Origin of the sequence: Paraburkholderia sp. GAS333, from assembly GCF_050435665.1 — a bacterium.
Lineage (GTDB): Bacteria > Pseudomonadota > Gammaproteobacteria > Burkholderiales > Burkholderiaceae > Paraburkholderia > Paraburkholderia fungorum_A.
In genome coordinates this window covers 800,164-823,103 of the sequence record NZ_JBNDKS010000001.1, presented here as the reverse complement: position 1 = coordinate 823,103, position 22,940 = coordinate 800,164, and the positions used below count along the sequence as shown (strand labels likewise).

The 22,940-nt window shown below is 58.4% G+C and carries 24 protein-coding genes and 2 pseudogenes; 15 read left to right on the top strand and 11 right to left on the bottom strand.

What is annotated here, in order from left to right; genetic code table 11:
* Positions 1 to 129 precede the first annotated feature (129 nt).
* From ABH945_RS03780 to ABH945_RS03770, 3 genes are all read left to right on the top strand, one after another.
* Positions 130 to 1,464: an O-acetylhomoserine aminocarboxypropyltransferase gene (locus tag ABH945_RS03780; RefSeq protein ID WP_429249764.1), complete on the top strand. Its 1,335-nt coding sequence runs from the start codon at positions 130 to 132 to the stop codon at positions 1,462 to 1,464.
* Positions 1,461 to 2,294 (top strand): alpha/beta fold hydrolase, encoded by an 834-nt coding sequence (locus ABH945_RS03775; protein ID WP_429249763.1) that lies wholly within the window; start codon positions 1,461 to 1,463, stop codon positions 2,292 to 2,294. Before ABH945_RS03780 ends, ABH945_RS03775 begins: the two co-directional genes overlap by 4 nt.
* Positions 2,295 to 2,494: 200 nt before the next feature.
* Positions 2,495 to 2,815, top strand: a complete 321-nt coding sequence (locus ABH945_RS03770) for an Mpo1-like protein (RefSeq protein WP_074764701.1) — start codon at positions 2,495 to 2,497, stop codon at positions 2,813 to 2,815.
* A gap of 96 nt (positions 2,816 to 2,911) precedes the next feature.
* On the opposite strand, the gene ABH945_RS03765 is transcribed toward ABH945_RS03770, so the two are convergent.
* Entirely contained in the window at positions 2,912 to 4,225 is a 1,314-nt protein-coding gene (locus tag ABH945_RS03765; protein ID WP_083379959.1) for a YihY family inner membrane protein, read from the bottom strand.
* Positions 4,226 to 4,366: 141 nt separating this feature from the next.
* On the opposite strand from ABH945_RS03765, the gene wrbA reads away from it, so the two are divergent.
* From wrbA to ABH945_RS03740, 5 genes and pseudogenes are all read left to right on the top strand, one after another.
* A complete protein-coding gene (gene wrbA, locus ABH945_RS03760; protein WP_074764703.1) occupies positions 4,367 to 4,969 on the top strand; it encodes an NAD(P)H:quinone oxidoreductase in 603 nt (200 codons plus the stop codon).
* A gap of 50 nt (positions 4,970 to 5,019) precedes the next feature.
* Positions 5,020 to 5,433: pseudogene (locus ABH945_RS03755) on the top strand (DUF2069 domain-containing protein); the annotation flags it as partial.
* A gap of 296 nt (positions 5,434 to 5,729) precedes the next feature.
* Positions 5,730 to 7,148, top strand: coding sequence for an FAD-binding oxidoreductase (locus ABH945_RS03750; RefSeq protein WP_429249762.1), 1,419 nt, complete (start codon positions 5,730 to 5,732; stop codon positions 7,146 to 7,148).
* 54 nt (positions 7,149 to 7,202) lie between these two features.
* Positions 7,203 to 7,877, top strand: a pseudogene (locus ABH945_RS03745) (metallophosphoesterase); the annotation flags it as partial.
* 320 nt (positions 7,878 to 8,197) lie between these two features.
* On the top strand, positions 8,198 to 8,659 hold the full coding sequence (locus tag ABH945_RS03740; protein WP_429249761.1) for a metallophosphoesterase: 462 nt from the start codon (positions 8,198 to 8,200) through the stop codon (positions 8,657 to 8,659).
* 666 nt (positions 8,660 to 9,325) lie between these two features.
* Here ABH945_RS03740 and ABH945_RS03735 read toward each other — a convergent pair.
* The gene (locus tag ABH945_RS03735; protein WP_429249760.1) at positions 9,326 to 9,562 is read right to left on the bottom strand and encodes a helix-turn-helix domain-containing protein; all 237 of its coding nucleotides are present in this window, start codon (positions 9,560 to 9,562) and stop codon (positions 9,326 to 9,328) included.
* 148 nt (positions 9,563 to 9,710) lie between these two features.
* Here ABH945_RS03735 and ABH945_RS03730 point away from each other — a divergent pair, with 148 nt between their 5' ends.
* The 5 genes from ABH945_RS03730 to ABH945_RS03710 all read left to right on the top strand — a co-directional run bounded on the left by ABH945_RS03730 (position 9,711) and on the right by ABH945_RS03710 (position 11,837).
* Positions 9,711 to 10,052 carry a hypothetical protein gene (locus ABH945_RS03730; RefSeq protein ID WP_429249759.1) on the top strand — a complete coding sequence of 114 codons (342 nt, stop codon included), beginning with the start codon at positions 9,711 to 9,713 and terminating at the stop codon, positions 10,050 to 10,052.
* Between the two features lie 116 nt (positions 10,053 to 10,168).
* A complete protein-coding gene (locus ABH945_RS03725) occupies positions 10,169 to 10,861 on the top strand; it encodes a hypothetical protein (protein ID WP_429249758.1) in 693 nt (230 codons plus the stop codon).
* Positions 10,862 to 10,894: 33 nt separating this feature from the next.
* Positions 10,895 to 11,458: a helix-turn-helix domain-containing protein gene (locus tag ABH945_RS03720; RefSeq protein WP_429249757.1), complete on the top strand. Its 564-nt coding sequence runs from the start codon at positions 10,895 to 10,897 to the stop codon at positions 11,456 to 11,458.
* Positions 11,455 to 11,628 carry an RNA 2'-phosphotransferase gene (locus tag ABH945_RS03715; RefSeq protein WP_429249756.1) on the top strand — a complete coding sequence of 58 codons (174 nt, stop codon included), beginning with the start codon at positions 11,455 to 11,457 and terminating at the stop codon, positions 11,626 to 11,628. The genes ABH945_RS03720 and ABH945_RS03715 overlap by 4 nt, the downstream gene beginning before the upstream one ends.
* Positions 11,625 to 11,837 (top strand): BPSL0761 family protein, encoded by a 213-nt coding sequence (locus ABH945_RS03710; protein ID WP_429249755.1) that lies wholly within the window; start codon positions 11,625 to 11,627, stop codon positions 11,835 to 11,837. The genes ABH945_RS03715 and ABH945_RS03710 overlap by 4 nt, the downstream gene beginning before the upstream one ends.
* A 24-nt stretch (positions 11,838 to 11,861) precedes the next feature.
* Here the strand turns inward: ABH945_RS03710 and ABH945_RS03705 are convergent, their stop codons facing one another.
* On the bottom strand, positions 11,862 to 12,416 hold the full coding sequence (locus ABH945_RS03705) for a hypothetical protein (RefSeq protein WP_429249754.1): 555 nt from the start codon (positions 12,414 to 12,416) through the stop codon (positions 11,862 to 11,864).
* A 139-nt stretch (positions 12,417 to 12,555) separates the two neighbouring features.
* Here ABH945_RS03705 and ABH945_RS03700 point away from each other — a divergent pair, with 139 nt between their 5' ends.
* Both ABH945_RS03700 and ABH945_RS03695 read left to right on the top strand, forming a co-directional pair.
* The gene (locus ABH945_RS03700) at positions 12,556 to 12,987 is read left to right on the top strand and encodes a putative phosphothreonine lyase domain-containg protein (RefSeq protein WP_429249753.1); all 432 of its coding nucleotides are present in this window, start codon (positions 12,556 to 12,558) and stop codon (positions 12,985 to 12,987) included.
* A 97-nt stretch (positions 12,988 to 13,084) separates the two neighbouring features.
* Positions 13,085 to 13,912, top strand: coding sequence for an SIR2 family NAD-dependent protein deacylase (locus ABH945_RS03695; protein ID WP_429249752.1), 828 nt, complete (start codon positions 13,085 to 13,087; stop codon positions 13,910 to 13,912).
* A 421-nt stretch (positions 13,913 to 14,333) separates the two neighbouring features.
* Here the strand turns inward: ABH945_RS03695 and ABH945_RS03690 are convergent, their stop codons facing one another.
* From ABH945_RS03690 to ABH945_RS03655, 8 genes are all read right to left on the bottom strand, one after another.
* On the bottom strand, positions 14,334 to 15,395 hold the full coding sequence (locus tag ABH945_RS03690) for a maleylacetate reductase (protein ID WP_429249751.1): 1,062 nt from the start codon (positions 15,393 to 15,395) through the stop codon (positions 14,334 to 14,336).
* A gap of 39 nt (positions 15,396 to 15,434) precedes the next feature.
* Entirely contained in the window at positions 15,435 to 15,731 is a 297-nt protein-coding gene (locus tag ABH945_RS03685) for a Dabb family protein (RefSeq protein WP_429249750.1), read from the bottom strand.
* 138 nt (positions 15,732 to 15,869) lie between these two features.
* On the bottom strand, positions 15,870 to 17,078 hold the full coding sequence (gene mmsB, locus ABH945_RS03680; RefSeq protein WP_429249749.1) for a multiple monosaccharide ABC transporter permease: 1,209 nt from the start codon (positions 17,076 to 17,078) through the stop codon (positions 15,870 to 15,872).
* Positions 17,071 to 18,609, bottom strand: coding sequence for a multiple monosaccharide ABC transporter ATP-binding protein (gene mmsA / locus ABH945_RS03675; protein WP_429249748.1), 1,539 nt, complete (start codon positions 18,607 to 18,609; stop codon positions 17,071 to 17,073). Before mmsA ends, mmsB begins: the two co-directional genes overlap by 8 nt.
* A gap of 91 nt (positions 18,610 to 18,700) precedes the next feature.
* The gene (chvE, locus tag ABH945_RS03670; RefSeq protein ID WP_429249747.1) at positions 18,701 to 19,771 is read right to left on the bottom strand and encodes a multiple monosaccharide ABC transporter substrate-binding protein; all 1,071 of its coding nucleotides are present in this window, start codon (positions 19,769 to 19,771) and stop codon (positions 18,701 to 18,703) included.
* Positions 19,772 to 19,864: 93 nt separating this feature from the next.
* The gene (locus ABH945_RS03665) at positions 19,865 to 20,956 is read right to left on the bottom strand and encodes a Gfo/Idh/MocA family protein (RefSeq protein ID WP_429249746.1); all 1,092 of its coding nucleotides are present in this window, start codon (positions 20,954 to 20,956) and stop codon (positions 19,865 to 19,867) included.
* A gap of 24 nt (positions 20,957 to 20,980) precedes the next feature.
* The gene (gene iolG / locus ABH945_RS03660) at positions 20,981 to 21,973 is read right to left on the bottom strand and encodes an inositol 2-dehydrogenase (protein ID WP_429249745.1); all 993 of its coding nucleotides are present in this window, start codon (positions 21,971 to 21,973) and stop codon (positions 20,981 to 20,983) included.
* A 42-nt stretch (positions 21,974 to 22,015) separates the two neighbouring features.
* On the bottom strand, positions 22,016 to 22,894 hold the full coding sequence (locus tag ABH945_RS03655) for a sugar phosphate isomerase/epimerase family protein (RefSeq protein ID WP_429249744.1): 879 nt from the start codon (positions 22,892 to 22,894) through the stop codon (positions 22,016 to 22,018).
* Positions 22,895 to 22,940: the final 46 nt, after the last annotated feature.

Sequence of the window (22,940 nt, the reverse complement as noted above, 5' to 3'; positions counted from 1 at the left end):
CGCGGGCGGCAAACCGCATTGTTTCGCGCCCGTGCCTCGGGAAAACCGCGCTTGAAGCCGCCGATGCCGGTGATAGCATGGCCGCCACTTTCACCCTTCGCGAGGCCGCTCGTGGCCCCGCCGTCCACGATGTCCGCCAACCGTTTCGATACGCTTGCGCTGCATGCCGGCGCCGCCCCCGACCCCGCCACCGGCGCACGCGCCACGCCGATTTACCAGACCACATCGTTCTCGTTTCGCGATTCGGATCACGCCGCCGCGCTCTTCAACATGGAGCGCGCCGGTCACGTTTATTCGCGGATCTCGAACCCGACCGTCGCCGTATTCGAAGAACGCGTCGCCGCACTCGAAAACGGCGCGGGCGCAATCGGCACGGCCAGCGGCCAGGCGGCCTTGCATCTGGCCATCGTGACGCTGATGGGCGCGGGCTCGCACATCGTCGCGTCCAGCGCGTTGTATGGTGGCTCGCATAACCTGCTGCACTACACACTGCGACGCTTTGGCATCGAGACGACCTTTGTCAAACCCGGCGACCACGACGCATGGCGTGCCGCGCTGCGTCCCAATACGCGACTGCTGTTCGGCGAGACGCTAGGCAACCCGGGCCTCGATGTGCTCGACATCGCCGCCGTCGCCCAGATCGCGCACGAGCACCGCGTGCCGTTACTGGTCGACTCGACTTTCACGACGCCGTGGCTGCTCAAACCGTTCGAACACGGTGCCGATTTCGTTTATCACTCGGCGACCAAATTCCTCGGCGGACACGGGACGACGATCGGCGGCGTGCTGGTGGACGGCGGTACGTTCGACTTCGACGCGTCGGGGCGCTTCCCCGAATTCACCGAGCCCTACGACGGCTTTCACGGCATGGTGTTCACCGAGGAAAGCACCGTCGCGCCGTTCCTGCTGCGCGCGCGCCGCGAGGGTCTGCGCGACTTCGGTGCCTGCCTGCATCCACAGGCCGCATGGCAATTGCTGCAAGGCATCGAGACGCTGCCGTTGCGGATGGAGCGGCACGTCGCGAACACACGTCGTGTGGTCGAATTTCTGGCCGCTCACACCGCGGTCGAAAGCGTTGCGTACCCGGAATTGCCGACGCACCCCGACCACGCACTCGCGCAACGACTGCTGCCGCGCGGCGCCGGGGCAGTGTTCAGCTTCAATCTGCGCGGTGACCGTGCGGCCGGACGCAGCTTCATCGAAGCGTTGTCGCTGTTCTCGCACCTGGCGAATGTCGGCGACGCGCGCTCGCTCGTGATTCACCCCGCATCGACGACGCACTTCCGGATGGACGCCGCCGCGCTCGCCGCCGCGGGCATTGCCGAAGGCACGATCCGTCTGTCGATCGGTCTCGAAGACCCGGACGATCTGATCGACGACCTCAAGCGCGCGCTGAAGGTGGCGCAGAAGGCGACACAAAAACCCGCTGGCGCCGCGCCCCAGACCCGCCCGGAGTCCGCATGATCCTCACCGTTCAACACAAAGCCGCGTACGCGTACACCGGCGGCAAACCGTTCGATGCAAGCCTGCCCACGGCGGTATTCATCCACGGCGCAGAGCACGATCACAGCGTGTGGGCGTTGCAAAGCCGCTATTTCGCGCACCACGGCTTCAGCGTGCTCGCCGTCGACCTGCCTGGCCATTGCCGCAGCGACGGCCCGGCGCTTACCACCGTGGCAGACATGGCCGACTGGCTGGCCGCGCTGCTCGATGCCGCCGGCGTGGAACGCGCGTTCGTCGCGGGACACAGCATGGGGTCGCTGATCGCGCTCGACTTCGCCGGCCGCTATCCGCTGCGCGTTACGCACCTCGCGCTGCTAGCAACCGCAGTGCCGATGGCCGTTTCCGATGCATTGCTCGACGCCGCGCTGAATCGTGAAGCGGATGCGATCGGCATGGTCAACCAATGGTCGCATTCGACGCTCGCCGCAAAGCCCTCCTCTCCCGGTCCCGGCTTCTGGCTGCACGGCATGAACCAGCGCCTGATGGAGCGTGTTTCGGCAAGCGGCGAACCGCACCTGTTCCACACCGACTTCACTGCCTGCAACACTTACGCGGACGGCCTCGCCCGCGCCGCTCAGGTGCGCTGCGCCACGCGGCTGATCGTCGGAAGGCGCGACGCGATGACTCCGCCACGCGCCGCCAAAGCAGTCGCCGACACGCTTGCCCAGGCCGGCGTTACGGTCGACACGCTCACACTCGACGCGGGCCACGCGTTGATGACCGAGCAACCCGACGCCACGCTCGACGCCCTCTTCAGCCTGGCTTCCCGCCCGTTCAGGGAAGCGAAATAAAGGGCCGGCGAGTGCTCAGGATATCTACGTTGAATGAGCCGCGCCATTAGCCGGATGGCCAGGTTGCGCACCTGGCCCGATAGCCGCACAATGGCTCAAACCCGTTCTGTTTCAACCAGATGCGTCACGCATCCGGCATGTGTTGAAGCAACTGGGAGCGACGGGTAACAGCGTAGAAAAGCGTCCATACGGAGGCCGTCATGGCTCAAACCGCACATACCGATCACTTCGCGAGTTTCGCGGAGTTCTATCCGTACTACCTGAGCGAGCATCGCAACCTCGTGTCGCGGCGGCTGCATTTCGTCGGGTCGCTCGGCGTGATCGGCTGTCTCGCGATGGCGCTCGCCACCGGCGACTGGCTGTGGCTACCGGCGGCCGTTATCTGCGGATACGGCTTTGCGTGGGTCGGCCATTTCTTCTTCGAGAAAAACCGGCCGGCCACCTTCCGTCATCCGCTTTACAGCCTGATGGGCGACTGGGTAATGTTCAAGGACATTTGCGTCGGCAGGATTTCGTTGTAGTTTTGCGGCGGCTTGTGGACAGGCCGCCTGTTTTGCCTGGTCCGACTGTTTTGCAGTCGAGCGTTGCGTAGCGCCCCCGGCAAATCTCAAATCGCATCACGCCGTTTGATGCGGCATCGTAGTTTCAGCGGGTTCACTTTCGCCAGTGCGTGCCGCGCGAGCCGTCGCGCGCGCCGCGAGTAACGCGGCCAGCGTCACCTTCAACCTGTCGTTGTCGAGCGCGGTTAAAAGCGTCCCGCTATCCACCCGTGTCGATTCGAGTTCGAGCTGATACTGAAGCTCTGCGCGATCGACGATGAACAGGTCGAACAACTGTTCCACCGTGATCTGCGCCGGATTCGCCAGCAACAGAAAATGCGGACGTGCGCCGTCTTCTTCCAGACGCGCGATCCATTCGATCTCCTCGAGTTTCTGCAGCAGATTCACCGTGATGTCCATATCGCGGCGAAGCATGCGTGCAAGCTCGGGCATCGTGTAGCCGCGCTTGCCGGCGTCGCGTGCTTCCGAAAGCCGCGCGAGCAATTCGAGCGAATCGAACAGATTGCTGCCCTCGAACGTGGGCCGATGAAACTGACCGATGCGAATAGCCGGCAATGCCGATGCGATCATCGCGCCCGCCAGCGTGATGAACCAGCACAGATACATCCACAACAGGAACAACGGGACGGCGGCGAACGCACCGTACACCGCCGTATAAGTCGGAATACGCCGCACGTAATAGCCGAAACCGCGCTTCGCCAACTCGAAAGCGATCGCTGCGGTCACGCCGCCGATTACCGCATCACGCCACTGCACCCGGCAGTTCGGCAGATACACATAAAGAATCGTGAAAGCCACCGCGGTAAGCGGAAGCGCCGCGCCTGTGAGCGCCCACTCGATGACCGGCGTCATGCGCTGCGCCGCCGTGAACGTCATGGATTGCGTGAACACGTACGAGGAAATCGACAGGCTCACGCCGATCAGCAGCGGACCCAGCGTGATGATTGCCCAGTACACGAGAATGCGCTGCGCGATGGGCCGCGCCTTGCGCACCCGCCAGATCACATTGAACGCGGACTCGACGGTCATCATGGTCATCACTGCCGTGAGAAACAGCAGGATCATGCCGATCGTGGTCAGCCCTTTCGCCTTCGACGCGAACTGGTTCAGATATTTGAAAATCTGACTGTTCAGCTGCTCCGGCATCAGATGGTCGGCGAGAAAAAACTGCAGCGACTGTTGGAAGGAGCTGAAAATCGGGAAGGCGGTGAACAGCGCGAACGCCACCGTGGCAAGCGGCACGAGCGCGAGCATTGCTGTGAACGTGAGACTGCCGGCCACCTGCGGAATGCGGTCTTCGCTAATACGCTGCGCAGCAAACCGCGCGAGCCGTTTGAGCGTGTCAAGATCAAAACGCACCCTGGACAACAAACCCACCTCCTTGCTTTCTGAACCGGTGTTTCAGGACTTATTTCACGACCCCGGCCGGACCTGGCCGAATGGCTACGAATGGCTTGCAGTGGCCTCTCGCGCGGACCCAGCCCCTATAATACCCGTTCACCGATGAGGCCTATGAAAGACATTCTCGTGCTCTATTACAGCCGTCACGGCGCCACGCGCGAGCTTGCGCTGGCGATCGCGCACGGCGTCGACAGCGTCCCCGGCATGCAGGCGCGCGTGCGCACGGTGCCGCCGGTTTCCACCGTCTGCGAAGCGACCCAGCCGGACATTCCGGCCGAAGGCCCGCCCTACGTCGAGTTGCGCGATCTGGAAGAGTGCGCGGGTCTCGCGCTCGGCTCGCCCACCCGCTTCGGCAACATGGCGGCGTCGCTCAAATACTTTCTCGACGGCACCACGCCGCAATGGCTTTCGGGCGCACTGTCCGGCAAGCCTGGTTGCGTGTTCACGTCCACGGGCAGTCTGCACGGCGGCCAGGAATCCACCTTGCTCTCGATGATGCTGCCGCTTCTGCATCACGGCATGCTGATTGTCGGCATCCCGTACACGGAGAGCGCGTTGAGCACCACGCAAACCGGCGGCACACCATACGGCGCGTCACATTTCGCGCGTGCGGGCACGGCTGGCCAGGGCATTTCCGCGGACGAAAAAAACCTCGCCATCGCACTCGGCGCACGCGTCGCGCGCACGGCAGCATCCATGAGCGAAAGGCCGTGAGCACCGGGCCGGACGTCGAATCGACCGGCACGCCGGATGCGAATTCCGCGATGAAGGCGTCGCTGCGCGCCGCCGCTGTGCCGGTTCGGGCCAACCCGGTTGCCGCGCTCGGGGCGAGCGCTGCGTTGATTGCGCTGATCGTTCTGTCCGTAGCGTGGGAATGGTGGCTCGCGCCGTTGCGTCCGGGAGGGTCGGCGCTCGTGCTCAAGGCGGTGCCGCTTGTGCTCGCATTGCCGGGCGTCTGGCGGCGACGCCTTTACACGCTGCAATGGGCGTCGATGCTGATCCTGCTGTATTTCGCCGAGGGCGTCGTGCGCGGCTGGAGCGATCGTGGCCTGAGTGCGCGTCTGGGCTGGTTGCAGGCGGCGCTTGCGGTGGTGTTTTTCGTCTGCACGTTGGCTTATGTCGGGCCGTTCAAGCGAGCGGCCAAGTGGGCTACGAAACGGAAGGCTTCAGACACGGCTTTGCCGAATACGTCACAGGCGACCTCACAGGCCGACGGGCAATCGGCTTCGCAGGCCAGCGGACACCCGGCGGAAGAGGATGCGCAACAAGCCGGAGCACATACCACGGCGCGCGCTGCATCTCACGCAACAAGCGCCGAAACAACGCTGGCAGCATCTCGCCCGACCGCCGACAACGGCAACGGCAACGCCCCCGGCGCATCGCCCGCTCGACCGTCAGACGCAGCCCGATGACAGCCGCGCGCCCCACCCAACCATTCGCCAGATCCTCAGCCCCTATCCGCTGACCGACCATCATGACCCAGACCGCTTTCCTCGACGCCTGCCGCGACGCCATCGGTGCAGCCCAGGTGCTGACCGATCCGCACGACACCGCCCCGTATCTCACCGACTGGCGCCGCCGCTACACCGGCGCGGCCTGTGCGGTGCTCTGCCCCGGCACGCCCGCTGAAGTCGCGGCGCTCGTCAAACTCGCGGCCGGGCATCGCGTCGCACTGGTGCCGCAAGGCGGCAACACGGGTCTCGCCGGCGGCGCCACTCCCGACGCGAGCGGCGCGCAGGCGGTCGTCAGCTTGCGGCGCCTGAATCGCGTGCGTGACATCGATCCGCATAACAACACGATCACCGTCGAAGCCGGCGTGATTCTCGCCGACGTGCAAAGGCACGCGGAGGAAGCCGGCCGGCTGTTCCCGTTGAGCCTCGCCGCCGAAGGCAGCTGCACGATCGGCGGCAATCTCGCGACCAACGCGGGAGGCACCGGTGTGCTGCGCTACGGCAACACACGCGAACTGTGTCTGGGCCTCGAAGTGGTCACGCCGCAAGGCGAGTTGTGGGACGGGCTGCGCGGACTGCGCAAGGACAACACGGGCTACGATCTGCGCGACCTGTTCATCGGCGCGGAAGGCACGCTCGGCATCATCACCGCAGCCGTGCTCAAGCTGCATCCGCAACCTGCCGCGCGTGTTACGGCGCTCGCCGCGCTGGCGTCGCCCCACGCGGCGCTCGATTTTCTGTCGCTCACGCAAAGTGTCGCCGGGCCGCTGCTCACTGGCTTCGAACTGATGTCGGATTTCTGTCTACGGCTGGTCGGCCGGCATTTCGAGCAGATGCGTTATCCATTCGCCGGATCGCATGCGCAGGTCGTGCTGCTCGAATTGTCGGACAGCGAAAGCGAGGAACACGCACGCGCGCTGTTTGAGCGTCTGATGGAAACGGCGCTCGAAAAAGGGCTCGTGGAAGACGCGGTGGTCGCGGAAAACCTTACGCAGTCGCAGGCGTTCTGGAATTTGCGCGAGCATATTCCGCTCGCGCAGGCCGAGGAAGGTTTGAACATCAAGCACGATATCTCGGTGCCGATCTCGCGCATCGGTCACTTTATCGAGGCCACTGACGCGGCGGTCGCGCAAGCCGCGCCGGGCGCGCGCATGGTGACGTTCGGGCATCTGGGCGACGGCAATCTGCACTACAACGTGCAGGCGCCCGAAGGCGTCGACGCGAAGACGTTCCTCAAGCAGTACCAGAGCCCGATCAACAAGATCGTCTACGACAACGTGCATGCGCATCGTGGCAGCATCAGCGCCGAGCACGGGCTGGGTCAGTTGAAGATCGACGAGGCCGCGCATTACAAGCAGGACGTCGAGGTGCAAATGATGCGCGCCGTCAAACACGCGCTCGATCCGCTAAACCTGATGAACCCGGGCAAGGTGCTACGCTAGGTATCTGAAGAGCCTCCGCTGCCCCGCGCGGAGGCCGTTGCAGGAGCCGTCTTCGTGAAGATTCGAGTGCTGTCCGATCTGCATCTGGAAAACGACGAACCCGAGCTGGTGCCGCACGCGCACGCCGATCTGATCGTGCTGGCCGGCGACATCCACAATCACGCGGCCGGGCCGCGCTGGGCGGCGCAGACCTTCGACGGCGCCGTGCCGGTGGTCTACGTGCCGGGCAATCACGAGTATTACGACGGCGAGTTCGGTGCGCTCGAAACGGCGCTCTACGACGCGGCGGCGCAGGTCGACAATGTTCATGTGCTGAATAACGCGGCGCTGGTCGATCCGCACGGCGAATGGCGCGTGCTCGGCACGACTTTGTGGACTGACTTCGCGCTATACGGATCGAACCCGCAGGCTCTGGCCGGATCGATCGACGCATCGCGGCGGGTCATGCTCGATTTCAAAGGGCTGATCCAGATGAACTGGCCGCACGATACCCGCGACGCCACCCGCGATTTCTCCCCCGACGATTCGCTCGCGCTGCACCGCCACGCGCGCGCGTGGCTGGAAGACGAACTGGCGAAGCCGTTCGGCGGCAAGACCATCGTCGTCACGCATCACGCGCCGCATCGGCTGAGTCTCGCTGAACGGTATGCCGAAGACCGCGTGTCAGCCGGTTTCGTCAGTCATTTGCCGGAACTGGTGCACGAGCCGGTCGCGCTGTGGATTCACGGCCTATGCGCAAGTTGAGGGGCTAAAAGTTCACCTGGCAAGTCACGCTCGAATGGACAAATTCTCCAAACAAGAGCGCCGCCGAAAGTAACTCGAATGTCCCTTCGACCTCACGCCCTCAGAGTGCAGGCGTCCTTTGATGAGTCCGACGACATCGCACACTACCGTTTATCAAAAATTAATATATAAATCCGAAATAGCTACTGCGGCGCCGACCACGTCACGTAGCGAACCGCCAGCTGCTGATACCTTGGCCTTTATAGACAGACACGTGCCAGTAGTGCATCGATGGTCATAAGCGAACAACGCCGAGTCAGATAATTATGCAAATCCAGTTAGCGTCAGACCTTCACCTTGAAATGATAAACCGCAATTTTCCACGCGAGCGGCTTATCGAGCCCGCGCCGGATGCGGAGCTTCTGGTCTTGGCAGGCGATATCCACAACGGCTCAACAGCATTTAGTCTTTTCAGAGACTGGCCGGTCCCGGTCATTTATGTCGCCGGCAACCACGAGTTTTACGACGGTATTTTCGACACAGTCCTCCAAGAATTGGAATCGGACTCGAAAGGGACTTCAATACATTTTCTCGAACGAGAATCTTTCGTAACTGGTGAGCTACGTATATTAGGCTGCACTCTCTGGACAGATTATCAACTTTATGGCTCAGACCTAGAAAGTCGGCGTAGGGCGCAGGATTATTGCGACAGCCACCTACACGACCGAAGGGCAATTTCGTCGGGTGCCGGACCATTTACAGCGCAGTTAGCATTGGAACAACACTAAAATGCTCGTTCTTGGCTGGAATTAGAATTATATAAACCTTTCAATGGACAAACGGTCGTAGTAACCCACCACGCACCGCACCCTTTTTCAATCAACGAAAAATATCAGGGAAGCCCGTCGAATCCCGGGTTTGTGAGTAATTTAAGCGACTTACTCGGTCGTGCACAGTTTTGGATGCACGGACACTGCCATGACAATGCCGACTATCAAGTCGGAGGCTGTCGCGTAATAGCCAATCCTCGTGGTTACGCACTTGATTCAGGGTCTTCTCGGGTTGCTTCCGAAATGAGTTTTGAGAATCCTCGATTCATCCCGGACCTCGTCATCCGCATTTAAATAGCCGGTTCGGTCTAAATCCCAGTAGAGACGGAAAAGCCATTGCAACTTGGCATTACGCGGCTCTTATTGTCGGTCCTCGGGACATTTACTGTGCATAGGGCGAACGGGCAACGTTGGCATCCGGCCAGAGCCCGTTCAGCTTCTAGCCAATGTGACGTCTCGCCAGCTAAAGGTGTACCTTAACGGCCTCGCTCTTGGCGGCCTTTTTTGCACCTGCGCAAATGCCGACCTGGGGACAATCACGCCGCCTTCGTTGCACCCTCGCTTTTCGCAGCGAACTACCGCTTTGCCTTCATGCCATGCGCCCATGTCTGCCCACCGGTCAATTCACGGGCGGAGCAATTCAATAGGGTCCACACCAAGCGCCATAGCGAGTCTTTGTATGTTGTCGAGCGTGATGTTGTTTGCGCATCGCTCAACTTGGCTAACGTATGACCGATGGAAGCCGCACTGCTCTGCGAGTGCCTCTTGAGAGATTTGCCTTTCCAGACGTAGCCTCCGGAGATGTTCAGCCAGTCGCCGCCTGAGGAAAGGGTCGAAGTCGTTGTTGTCAGTTTCGGTCATGGCCAGGAGGTTGGCGCAACACGACCTTTACGTCTACCGCTTAAACGTCTACTCCATATTCATCTACTGCCTATACATCTACTCTGTATACGTATACAGTAGAAATATGTACCGTCAACTCCTTAAATGCTCGACTGAGGTAACCCCGATGCCACCACGGAAGCGCAATCTCGCCTTGTTAGCGCCTGATGTCTATTTGTCACGCTGGAGAATCTTCGAAACCGATGACGGTTTGCCACGTCTTGTAGGCTATGACTCCGGTGACTGCGGGCACGTGAGTTCTGCTCTCGTCAGGTTCAATACTAAGACGATGCACGTGCAGACGAGCGACGGCCTTACCTACCGACTCCTTGGCGAGCCAGGAAGCTTTCGGGATGTTATCGACACCTGGGACATCTGGTTTCACTCCATCACCGGCGGACAGGGCGGCGCCGTTAAAGATGTGACAGAACAGATGCGCCGAAACGATATGGGTAATGGCGATGCCTAGCGTTCGAAAATCTCATGCGCACGCAGCGCGAGTCATAAGAAGCGCGGAGCCGAGATACCACAGCGAGCCCACTCTCCGCCGACAAGTTTTAGCTTTGTTTAAGTAAAGGAATGGCCATGCCGCAGTCCGCGGATGCTACAAAGAACATCACATCGCTCGATGACGTACGGGTGCAACATGTCATTCGTCGCGTTGTCGTCGCAGCCATCCTGTGTGACCCGAAAGCCACAGAAACGTTTCTGAATATCCCCGACGCGGCGCTCGGCCGTATGTTCAAAAATCATCTCTGTAAAGTCGCCGGCTTAGCCACAGTGTACGGAATTGACCTTGTCGCGCTCCTGGAGGAGGAAGAGAATCTTCGCAAGCGCACCGAACGTGCATCGAAGCAGCCTCCCGAAAGCGAACCTCTGCCTGGACCGAGTAAGTCGAACGCTGAGCGCTACCCTCTTGTGCTTCAGGGTAAGCTCCTTCGCACTCACGACTTCTGCAAGGCAGCCGGCATCACGGAAAAGATGCTGGACAAGCTCATCGCCGCAAATCGGATGTTCCGAGTCTACTTCGGCGCCGAACTCTACTGTCCGGCATTCTTCCTCACACCTATGATTTTCCGCGACGACTTCCGGAAGGTCATTCGTAGTCTTGGCAAAACCGACCCATGGGCCATGTTCGACTTCTTCACGACACCGATTGAGTCGTTGGGACTGGGCGTCCCGGCTACGCCGCTTCAACGGCTATCAGTCGAAGATGTTGAGCCAGTAGTCCAAGAAGCGGCGGCATTTGCCGAACAGTATGCACGCCTGTCTCCATAGGCAAAAGACCGCGGCTCCTTGGGCCCGCTGACCATGAAAGAGCTCCTGGATTACGCCCTCAATCACCCCGCACTTCTGGTCCTGCCGGCAATCGGATTTGCCCTCAGTTTGCTAATACTGCGCATCAAAAGGCGATACGTCCAAGAGGGAATTCTGTTTAGACGCAAGCCTACAACGGAGCGTGATGACCGCACCTCCAAAGGGACGAACGCAACGGTTCCCACGCCATCCGAAACCGATGCGATGGCACTCACTCGTGAGCGTATGGAAGAGATGTTTCGGAATCTGGGCTCCCGGATACCTGCCGAGGTTCAACAAGAACTCTTCAGCGGCGTGGCCGCGATAATTACCGAGATTCAGAACCTGCACTTCTCGCAGCAGCCTGACGCCGACGATTTCATGACTACCGCCGATGCGGCGAATCTGCTATTCGTTTCCCGTCGACATGTGGCGAAGCTGCTCGAGCAAGGAAAACTCAACCTTCATCAAAAGACGGGTAACAACCGATACGTGACAAAGGCATCGGTGCTGGAATATCAAGCCAACCAGCATGCAGCCGAAAAAGCTTACCAGGCCTCGACGGGTGAAGAAGATTGAGCCGAACGCGGCCAACCGGGTCGAACAACAGGTCAGACGGCTCGACTGAGCACGTCGCGGTTAGCAGACTCCTTTCGAAGATTTTGCGCCATAAACCCGAGATGATTGGAATCTGTCTCGACAGTCAGGGCTGGGTATCTGTCGACGAGCTGATAAGGCGAAACTTATGACCACTCCATACGAACGGACCAAGGCGGTTATCGAGACTCGCAGCTTTCTGCAGATGCTCGCGTCCGACGAAAATCTCACTGACCTCAACAAACTCCGAGAGGCGGCCTTACGACTCCTTCGACACTACCCGCTTGACGTCGACCTTGCGGTGTCGGCTGCGGCATTTCCTAACGTTTGGACAGCTCCCGAACGGTCGACAAGAAAGTGACGCAAGGTACTCACCGCTCGATTATTAGGAAAGAGTGCTGCACATTGTTGATTTGAAACTCGCATCCGGCAGACACGTGGCAATAAGACATTCTGCTTCTTGCCGTACGTCTGACCAACCATCACGCAGAACCCGCATGCATTCATCCACTGAATCATAGCTAAGTGCGAAGTTATCGATGTCCGAAATGTTCATCAGCGCTAGGTCACTGGCCGACGCCTCGCCGTTCCAGATTCGGGAGACCAGAATGTCTGCCAGGACACCGGCATCGTCCGTCTCGCCGCTTAAGATGGTTTCGGCCACCAGGCCTCCCATACCAACCAAAACTTTCCAATTCTGGGGTAGCGGGGGAACATCAAACCCTTGCTTCCTCGCAACCTTTTGCATCGCCTCTGGACAGGTGCGCGGACGAAACTGCCCACGCCACGCAGTCTCCTCAGGATTCCCGCTCTGGTTTCGCCAGACGACCGCGTCACCCGCACCGCCAAAGCGCTCATAGAGCATTTTGTGACCTGCTTCATGGTACGCAGCGATGCGGAGTTCGTTCAGCGTTATTTGTTCGTCAGTAACGTCAAGCATTTCAGTTACACCTTTAGATTTCGTGACATCAAGGTATAGCTCGATGAGATGCCATGAAACGGGTGATAGCTACGAGAGATTTCTGCGTGCAAATGCTTCCGATAGCAAAGCCGAATTTCGGCGGAGAATGGAGCCGCGTATGACCAAACTAGACACCACACCCGTCGGAAAGCAGCTATCAGGGGAGTCAGATAACCCGTCCGAGGACTTCAGCCGAAGCTGGCAGATGAGGAAATCCCCTAGCTGCGGCGCCATTTTCTCAGGACCTATTACAGGGAAGTGGTGCGTGTTCGTGCCTTCGTCTGATGTTGACTTAGCGTGGGCGAGAATTAAGGGCGCCGTGGAGGCCGACGAGCTCTTGTTTGCCAAGGTGTCCACGGCGCTGCGCAGCAAAACCCGAGACGGCCATGTTATATGCGTGTACACGCGAGACTGGAACGACACACAGGAACTCATGCGCACACGTGAGGTATTGAGGTCGTTAGGCTTTGTGGAGGAACTCGGATACAAGCGTGACGTTGATACGCTGAACAGGGTTTATGGCCCCGATGAATGGTTCCTTCGTGCTTAGCAAGAGTGGAACCAATATAGCAACGTGGCAGTTCCCGCCAGGCGTACACCGTCGACATGGTGTCGCGCGAAACCCGTTCACAGAGACGCTTTCTAAGATGACCGATTGGCTGAATGAAAAGCTGGAGAAAGCTGCTGGCTGGCTGCGAGAGGCGGATGGGATACTAATCACCGCCGGTGCTGGCATGGGCGTCGACTCGGGCCTTCCTGACTTTCGCGGCCGCGAAGGTTTCTGGCGCGCTTATCCAGCGCTTCAGCATCGTGGCTTCTCGTTCGAAGACATGGCAAACCCTGCAAGGTTTGCGGAACATCCGACGCTCGCGTGGGGCTTTTATGGACACCGCTTGACGCTCTACCGTGAGACCGTCCCGCACGAGGGCTTCGCGATTTTGCGCCGGTGGGCGGACCGCATGCCCCTTGGTGCATTCGTTTTCACGAGCAATGTTGATGGGCAGTTTCAAAAAGCGGGCTTCGCCGCAGACAGGATTCACGAATGCCATGGGTCGATTCACGCGCTTCAATGCATAGAAAGATGCACGAACGATGTGTGGTCGGCCGAGGGGTTCCATCCGCTTGTGAATGAGAAGACATCCGAGTTGGAGAGTCCGATGCCACGTTGTCCCCACTGTGGCGCCCTTGCACGTCCGAATATTCTGATGTTCGGAGACTGGGGTTGGATTGACTTACCTTACGAAAAGCAGCGCGAAGGATTAGCGGCTTGGGCTTCGACCGTTTCGAAGCTGGTTGTCATTGAACTTGGCGCGGGGAAGGCGCTCCCGACGGTGCGGCGCTTCAGCGAGCGAAGCGCGCGCCAACGGCTCATTCGGATAAATCTCCGCGAGTCTGTTACAAACCCAATGCATGGCGTGGGATTTGACGGTGCAGCCGAGGCTACACTTCAGCTAATCGACACGATGATAGCGTGACGAGCCCTAGCCCCAGTTCGGCCACGTAGAATTGTGATTTGAACGCCAAGTCAAGGTGGCAAATTGACTGTCGTCGCTCCGGATGTGCACGAGAATTTTTATCGGCTGTCTTGTGCGCGCTAACGATTGCTATAACGGGCGCAACCTGCAATTGACTGTCGAAAAGCTCAAGCAATCGAGAAATTGGTGTCCCGTGTCAGCGTTACCAGTGAGTCAACAATTTGCAGGGGTTCTCGCGTTCCTAAAACCCACTGGGCCGCTGCAACCGGTTCGCCGCTGCACTTCCATTTGTCTTCGAGACTGCCGCATTTTCTGAAAATAACGCTGAAGCCACCAGAGAAAAAGGGGCCGCACTTTCGAAAAGCGGGCCCAACTCCTTTGGAGACAATCGAAGCATCGTCGGCATATTCAAGTTCCAAGTTCACGCTGCCGGAACGGAGCCTTCCCATGCTCGCTGCAGTAGCGCTCTCAGTGGTTGTTCCTCGATGGGCCGCGGGTTCCAGTATGGATTTGAGAGTGCTACCTCGCACGCCCGGTCCAAGTCCAGTTCTCTCAGGCCAATCTCCCGCAGTCCTTGCGGCACGCCCAGTTCCGCATTCAACTGATAGAGTCCGTCCGGCGCTGACTCAACATTTAAAGCCCTCGCGATTCGACTCATAGCGTCATCTGCGACAGTGCTATTGTAGGCGAGCGCATGCGGAAGGACGATTGCGTGTGTCTCTGCGTGTGGCAAATTGAATGTGCCACCCAACGTATGACAAAGCTTGTGATGCAGTGCCATACCGACATTGCCGAGCACCATGCCGCACAACCATGCCCCGTACAGACACTCGCTGCGCGCCGACTTGTCCTTGCTGTTTTTCTTCACGCCGCGCAATCCATTGGCGAGAGAGCGGATACCTTCTTCCGCCATCAATGACATGACAGGGTTTCCATCCTTCGCATACAAACCCTCTGCTGCATGGGCGATTGCATTCAGTCCACTCACTATTGAAAGTTGGACCGGCAGCCCGACCGTCAACTCCGGGTCGTACAGGACGGTCTTCGGAATCACCCTGACATCGCGGCCTGTCTTCTTCAACCCGTTCTCTGTAATGCCATAAATGGGAGTCATCTCCGAACCAGCATATGTCGTCGGGATGGCGATGATGGGCAGCGAAGATTCTAGCGCTATCGCCTTCCCAAGGCCAATCGTTGACCCTCCTCCAATCGCGACTGCACAGTCCGCATTCACTTCCTTCGCGTGTTCGCGTGCGCGGCGAGCGTTCTCAATTGGGACATGCATCTGCGCGCCGTCGAATACCCCTGCACTTGAAGGGCCGAGGAGCGACGACACGACTTCAGCTTGAGCCTTCTGCTCCGGGGTGCAAAGAACGAGCGCCCGACGCGCGCCAAGAGTCTCAACCTCCTGCTGAATCAGCTTCATACTTCCGGCGCCGAACACAACTCGCGCCGCTTGCGTGGTGTAGGTGAATTCATACATAAGAGTTAGCTTCCTGTATCACCGGCCAATATGGCTCGCTTAGACATAATCGACTTGATGTCGCGCGATGCGAATGTCACCTATGACTTGCTTCACCCGCAGATGCTCAGGATGTGACGCATATGCTTCAAGCGACTCCTGGCTTTCGAATTCCGTGTAAAGGACAACATCGCAGGCGTAATCAACGGCGCTCACGTCTAGACCAACTTCCAGCTTTGTGAGCCCAGGAATCTTCCCACTCAAACTCTCGAACGCAGTCTTTACCAGCAACGCAGACTCCTTCTTTTGCTGGGATGTTTCGCCACGAACGTTCCACATCACGATATGCTTGACCATATTTATTTCCCTTAGTAATGCGTATGACCAGGCCAAATTTTCGAGATGCAATCCCATGCCACAAGTATGCACGTCAGCGAGGCTGAGCCTAGGCGCAGAGCCCAGCTGACTCTATATCTGGTCTGCCGTAGGATTCGATTACGCCTTGTTTTTGTTGTACACGTCGACAAACACAGCCGCGAGCAGGACAACGCCCTTGATGACCTGCTGGTAGTCCACGCCGATGCCCATGATGGACATGCCGTTGTTCATGACGCCCATGATGAAGGCGCCCACAACAGCTCCGACAACCTTGCCAACGCCGCCGGAAGCAGATGCGCCACCGATGAAGCATGCTGCGATGACGTCGAGCTCAAATCCGGTGCCGGCCTTAGGCGTTCCACTATTCAGTCTCGCGGCGAAAATCAGCCCCGCCAATGCAGCCAGTACACCCATGTTCACGAACGTCAGGAAGCTGACTGCAGGAACGCTGACACCTGACAGCCGCGCGGCCTTTGCATTACCGCCGACCGCGTAGATTCGGCGGCCGATTGTCGTGCGATTCATGATGAACGTGTACACACCAATCAGCACACCCATGATGACTAGCACGGTAGGCAAGCCACGGTAGGACGCGAGGAGATAGCAAAAGAACACAATTAGCGCCGTGAGGACGACATTCTTTGTCACGAACATTGAGAACGAGCCACTCCCAACGCCATGTTTCGCTGCGCCCGCCCGGTGCCGAAGCTCAATCAGAAAGAAAAGCGCACCGACAGCCACGCCGAGGAGAATCGAAGTGATGTGCAGGTTCTGTCCGTGAAAGATGTCAGGAATGAATCCCGAACTTACTGCGCCGAAGGCATCCGGAAATGGACCGATGGACTGTCCTTGCAGGACGAGGTTTGTCATACCGCGAAACACCAGCATGCCTGCCAACGTCACGATAAACGACGGCATCCGCCAGAACGCAATCCAGTAGCCCTGCAAAGCGCCAATTAGCGCGCCGGCCACCAGACAGATGATGGTCGCCCAGACATAGTTGATTTCAAACTGAACCATCAATACTGCGGCCAATGCGCCCACAAGGCCTGCCGTAGAGCCAACAGAAAGGTCAATGTGCCCCGAGACAATCACCATGAGCATGCCGAGGGCCATGATGACGATATAGCTGTTTTGAAGCACAAGGTTCGTCAGGTTGAGCGGCTGCATCAGCACGCCACTGGTCGCGACCTGAAAGAACACCATGATGATGACGAGCGACAGAAGCAGCCCATACTCGCTGCCGATACGCTTGACCATTCCGAAAACTTCGCTTTTCTTGACCTCGGTGCCTTCGGCGGCCACCGGAGAGAGTGCCTTACGCATTTTCGATGTCTCCATTTCGCATGATTGCCCGCATGATGTTTTCCTGCGAGGCATCTTCTGCGGTTAGTTCGCCGACAAACCGGCCTTCGTTCATGACATAGATGCGGTCACACATGCCAAGAAGCTCGGGCATTTCCGAGGAAATCATGACCACACACTTACCTGCAGCAACAGCCTGATTGATGATGTTGTAAATCTCATATTTCGCGCCGACATCAATTCCTCGCGTCGGCTCGTCCAGAATCAACACTTCAGGCCCTGAAAATAGCCACTTGCTAATGACGACCTTTTGCTGATTCCCGCCCGACAGATTGCCCACGACGTGGGTGACACCTTGTGCGCGAATTCGGAGTTTCTTGAGAAATTCAGTCGCTACCGTTATCTCTTCATGTTCGTTGACGACCCCGAGCTTCGATATGCCCGTGAGGTTCGCCAGGGTGATATTTCGCTTGATGTTGTCGTCGAGAAGCAGACCATTACCCTTCCGGTCCTCCGTGACGTAAGCGATACCCGCCTTGATAGCTTTCTGGACCGATGAGGTATCGACGGCCTTTCCATGCATCAGCACCTGGCCGGTGATGTCCTGTCCGTAGGTGCCGCCAAAGACACTCATGGCGAGCTCCGTCCGCCCGGAACCCATCAGGCCGGCAATGCCGACGATTTCACCCTTACGTGCCTTCAGATTTACACCCTTGATGACAGCCCGGCTACGCTGCGTTGGGTGCTGGACGCGCCAGTCCTTGACTTCGAAAATAATGTCGCCGATATCTGGCGTACGCGGCGGATAGCGGTCGGACATCTCGCGACCGACCATCGCCTTGATGATGCGGTCTTCGCTTACAGCGTCTGTGCGGCAATCGAGCACATCGACAGTCGAACCATCGCGGATGACGGTGATGCCGTCGGCGACCCGCGATATTTCATTGAGCTTGTGCGAGATGATGATTGACGTAACACCACGCGACTTCAGTTCAAGCAGAAGAGTAAGAAGCGTATCGCTGTCTTTCTCATTCAAGCTGGCAGTAGGCTCATCCAGAATAAGCAGACGAACCTCTTTCGACAATGCCTTCGCAATTTCTACGAGCTGTTGTTTGCCAATCCCGAGGGTACCGACTGCGGCGTCTGGAGAATCCGTAAGGCCAACTTTGGTCAGCAACTCCTTGGCTTTCGCACGCGACACCTGCCAATCGATGACGCCGCGCTTGGATTGTTCGTTACCAAGAAAAATGTTCTCGGTAATCGACAGCATGGGCACAAGAGCGAGTTCCTGATGGATGATGATGATTCCGACAGCCTCACTATCCGAAATATCGGCAAACGAACGCTCCTGGCCGTCGTAAAGGACATCACCGACATAAGTGCCGTGCGGATAGACGCCACTGAGAATCTTCATCAGGGTCGATTTTCCCGCGCCATTCTCTCCACAAATGGCGTGAATCTCGCCTTGGCGCACACTCATGTTCACGTTATTCAGAGCTTTGACAGCGCCGAAGCTTTTCTGAATCCCGCGCATCTCCAGAATGGTATCCATGGTCAATTCCTTTGATTGGTCACGCTCGGGGCGTGCCTGCGTTAGACGGGTGCTTCACCAGAAGACCCCGTCACGCTGGTATTCCGACGGCCTACTTGATTTGCGCCTGCGTGTAATAACCGCTCGTCACCAGTTCCGCCTGATAGTTGGCCTTATCGACCAGCACTGGCTTGACGAGATACGTCGGGACAATCTTCACGCCGTTGTTGTAGCTCTTCGTGTCGTTGATAGGTACCTGTTTCCCGGTGAGCGCATCGTCGACCATGTCAGCTGCGACGCTGGCAAGCTTGCGTGTGTCCTTGAACACAGTGGAGGTTTGCTCTCCGCGGACGATGCTCTTCACGTTCTGAACGTCTGCATCCTGTCCCGTGACGATGGGCATTGCCTGCTGTCCGGAGCCGTAACCGACGCCCTTGAGGGACGAGATGATGCCAATCGCCAACGAGTCATTCGGAGCCCAAACAGCGTCGAGGTGGTCTTTGCCGTAGAAAGCGCTCAGCAGGTTGTCCATCCGTGCCTGAGCCGTCGCACCGTCCCAGTTACGTGTCGCGACTTTTTCGAACGCGACCTGCTTGCTGCGAATGACAAACTTGCCGCTGTCGATGTACGGCTTCAGAATTGACATGCCACCCGCGTACACCATGTGAGCGTTGTTGTCGTCCGAAGAACCACCAAACAGTTCGATATTGAAGGGCGTCTTGCTACCGGCTTTCTGCCATGCGCTGACGATGCTCTGACCTTGGAGGACGCCGACGCCATAGTTGTCGAAAGTCGCGTAGTAGTCGACATCCTTGGTCTGACTAATCAGGCGGTCGTACGAAATCACCTTGATACCTTTCTTCTGCGCGAGTGCCAGAGCGTCCGAGAAAGTTTTACCGTCGATGGGCGCGATGACGAGTGCCTTGACACCTTTGGCGAGCATGTTCTCGACCTGATTCACCTGCGTCGGCACGTCATAATTTGCGTACTGCAGGTCGGCGGAGTAGCCCTTTGCCTTCAGGGCGTCGACCATGCTCTTACCATCGGTAATCCAACGGGACTCGGTTTTGTCAGGCAGGGAGATTCCGACAACCCCCTTATCCTGGGCGGATGCGGTGCTGGACATCGCCGAGAAAGCCGTCGTCGCGGCGAGAATGACCAAAACACTTTTCAAGATTTTCATGACATCGTCTCCTAGTTAGGAATACATAGTTATTGGTTCAGTTTTTTACCTGGAAAGCTCAGTACTGACGCCGGATGGCGTCAGTACTCAAAGCTATCGTTCGATAGCGACCTCGGCACCGGCTTCCTTGGAAGACGCGAACATGGCTTCGATTACGCGGCTGATGTTGTATGCCTGCGTGGCAGGTACAACCGACTGTGTGCCATTGCGCAATGCGTCGAAGAACGCGTTCGACTCGCGGTCGAAGTAGACGGGGTTGCCAATCTCTGCAATGTCCGGCGAATACTCGGTCTTCTTGGTCGCCCAGATTTCCGGGAAGCTGGTTTCCTGCCACTCGGTCCAACCTTCCGGATGGTTACCTTTGCCTGCGTCATAAATCTTGTAGCTCGCGGGCAGCGAGCGTGACGACATGATGCCTTCCGTGCCGTAGGCGGTGATGTCCCAACTTTCGGTCCAGGGCAAAACGTCCCACGACATGAAGTCGACTGTGACAATCTTGTCGTCGTAGTTCAGCACGGCGCCCGCGGCGTCTTCACGCGACTCGTCGCCGTGGAAGTTCGGGAACTTGGTAATGCGAGCATTCACCGACCGTGGCAGGCCAAAATGAAGAAGAATGCGGTCGATAAGGTGACATCCGATGACGAACACGGCGCCGCCAATGTCGCCAGGCTGCGTCATGTGCGGAGTCCCCGCCTCGTCGTGCGAACAGCCCCCGTGAGCGCGCACCTGCACGACCTTTCCAAGACGACCACTTTTGAGAGCTGCCTGCATCGCGTCGACCGATGGTGCGAAGCGCCAGCAGTAGCCGACCTGCACCAGACCGCCAGTACGCTCAACCGCGTCGACAATACGCTTGGCGTCGACAGAACTACGGCCTGCAGGCTTCTCGCACAAAACAGCCTTGCCTGCTTCAAGCGCCTCGATGGTCAGGTCGGCCATCTTTTCGCTCTTCGAGTGGACGAGTACGACATGCACGTTCTCGTCCGCCAGAATGTCTTCCTTCGAGCGTGCTTCAAGGCCAAGCGCATCGACGAACGGTGTAAGCAATGGGCTCTTGTCCCAGGCGCCCAGCATCTTAGCGTCGGTTCGACGCTGGATAGCTTTGACTCGCCCGGAAGTGTGCGGGTGAGTGATGCCAAGGCATGCCACACCCAGCGTTTCATTCGGACCAATCTTTCGTGCCATGACGTATCTCCTCCAGATTTCCTGTTAGACCTTGACCGCTTTGCCCGTCAGCGCGGACTCGAGGGCGGCATCCGCCAGGCGCAACGCCTTCAGCCCGTCCTGCACGGACGTCGGCAGCGGCGATTTCGCGTTGAGCGCATCAACGAAGGCTTCGAGCTCCGCCTTATAGGCGTCAACGTATCGCTCGAGGAAGAAGTTCAGGAGCGGCTCGCGGGCATCCGTGGTTTCCTTCGTCCAGCGGCGAATGGTTGAAGGACGGAGGTTTTCCTGCAGAAGCATCCCCTTGGACCCAGAAACCTCCATACGCTGGTCGTAGCCGTAGACCGCTTCGCGGCAGCAGTTGATGTGGCATTGCTTTCCAGAAGCAGTGCGCAACAGAACCATTACCGTATCGAAGTCTGTCAGTCCTTCCAGCGACGGGTCGATGAGGCGGCTTGCAGTCGCCATAACTTCGACAGGTTCTTCGCCGAGCAGCCAGCGAGCCATATCCAGGTCGTGGATAACCATGTCGCGGAAAATCCCGCCGGAATGCTCCACATAGTCGCGCGGCGGCATGCCCGGGTCCCGGCTCGAAATGATGACCTGACGCACGTCACCCACTTCGCCTGCGTCGATGGCCTTGCGGAAGGCTTGCGAGGTCCGGTCAAAGCGGCGATTAAACGCGAGCATCACGCGACCGCCCTGACGTTCAACCTCGTTCGCAGCGGCGAGCGACTTTTCCATATCAAGGTCAATCGGCTTCTCGCACAGGACGGCCTTGCCGCGCTTCACCGCTTCGAGCATGAACGTGATGTGAGTGTCCGTCGGCGTACCGATGACCACAGCGTCAACGTCGCTGCGCTCAAGAACGCCCGCAGGGTCCGTCGACGCTTCACAGCCAAGCCGGCTAGCGAGTGATGTTGCTGCGCTTTCGACGGGGTCCGCGACGACGACCAATTTGGCATTCGGGCTTGCTGCAACGTTGGCAGCGTGAATGCGACCAATACGGCCAGCTCCGAGTACGGCGATTCGAATCATTTGAGTCTCCAGAAATACGTTGTCTTTTGAACGTCGAAGTCGTCAGGCGGCAGCGGTCGACTCGGCCGAGAACTGAGCGATGGTGGTGTCGTACGCCCGCTTTGCCATTTCGTCGAGCGGAAACTTGCGATGTACCTCAGAGATAAGCTCAACGCCGTAGTAGGGCAATGTGCAGCCTGCCTTGTCGAGGGCATCGACGAACGCGCGGCAGTCGCCCACGCCTTCGCCGCAGAGCTGACGGTTGAAGGTCGAGTCATCGAACAGCGAACCCTGAACCTGCGCGGCAACATCGTCCATTTCCACGCCCTTGATGAATCGCGCGGGGATTTGCGCGACCTCGCTGTAAGGCGTATTGGCGCGTGCAACGTGCCAGTGGTCGACCATCAGGCCGCCGTTCGGCTGATTTGCACCTTCTGCAACCCTCAGCGCTTCAGCGACGTTCAGGATGGGGGAAAAGGGCATGAACTCGATTGCGACTGTTGCGCCGACCGTTGCCACGTCTTCGCAAAGCTTCCCGAATTCATCAGTCATATGGGGAAAGTCGGGCGGGCTCTTGTCGAACGGACTGGCGCCGATTTTTAGATTACGCATTCCGAGCTCCCCGCCCAGTTCAATGAACCGGCGACGGCAATGGTCCGACTTCGCACGTGCCTCACCGGCGAGATACCAGTCCATCAGGATTTCGAGTTCGAAATACTTCATGCCCGTATCATCGAGAATGGCTTTGACGCCTGACAGTCCATATTTCTCGATGCTGTGTTCGAGGTCGTCAAGGATAAGGCCAACTCCGCTCCAGCCGGCACGCATTGCCGCTTCGCAACGGTCGCGCAGTGGGAACGGGCTGATTTCGTTCGCTGCACAGGGATATACATCGCCAGCGAGGGTCCAGTAGGCAGCCAACAGCTCTTTCTTCGCACTCATCTTTAGTACTCCTGTATCTCTCAATTTCATGGACTTGTTCGGATGC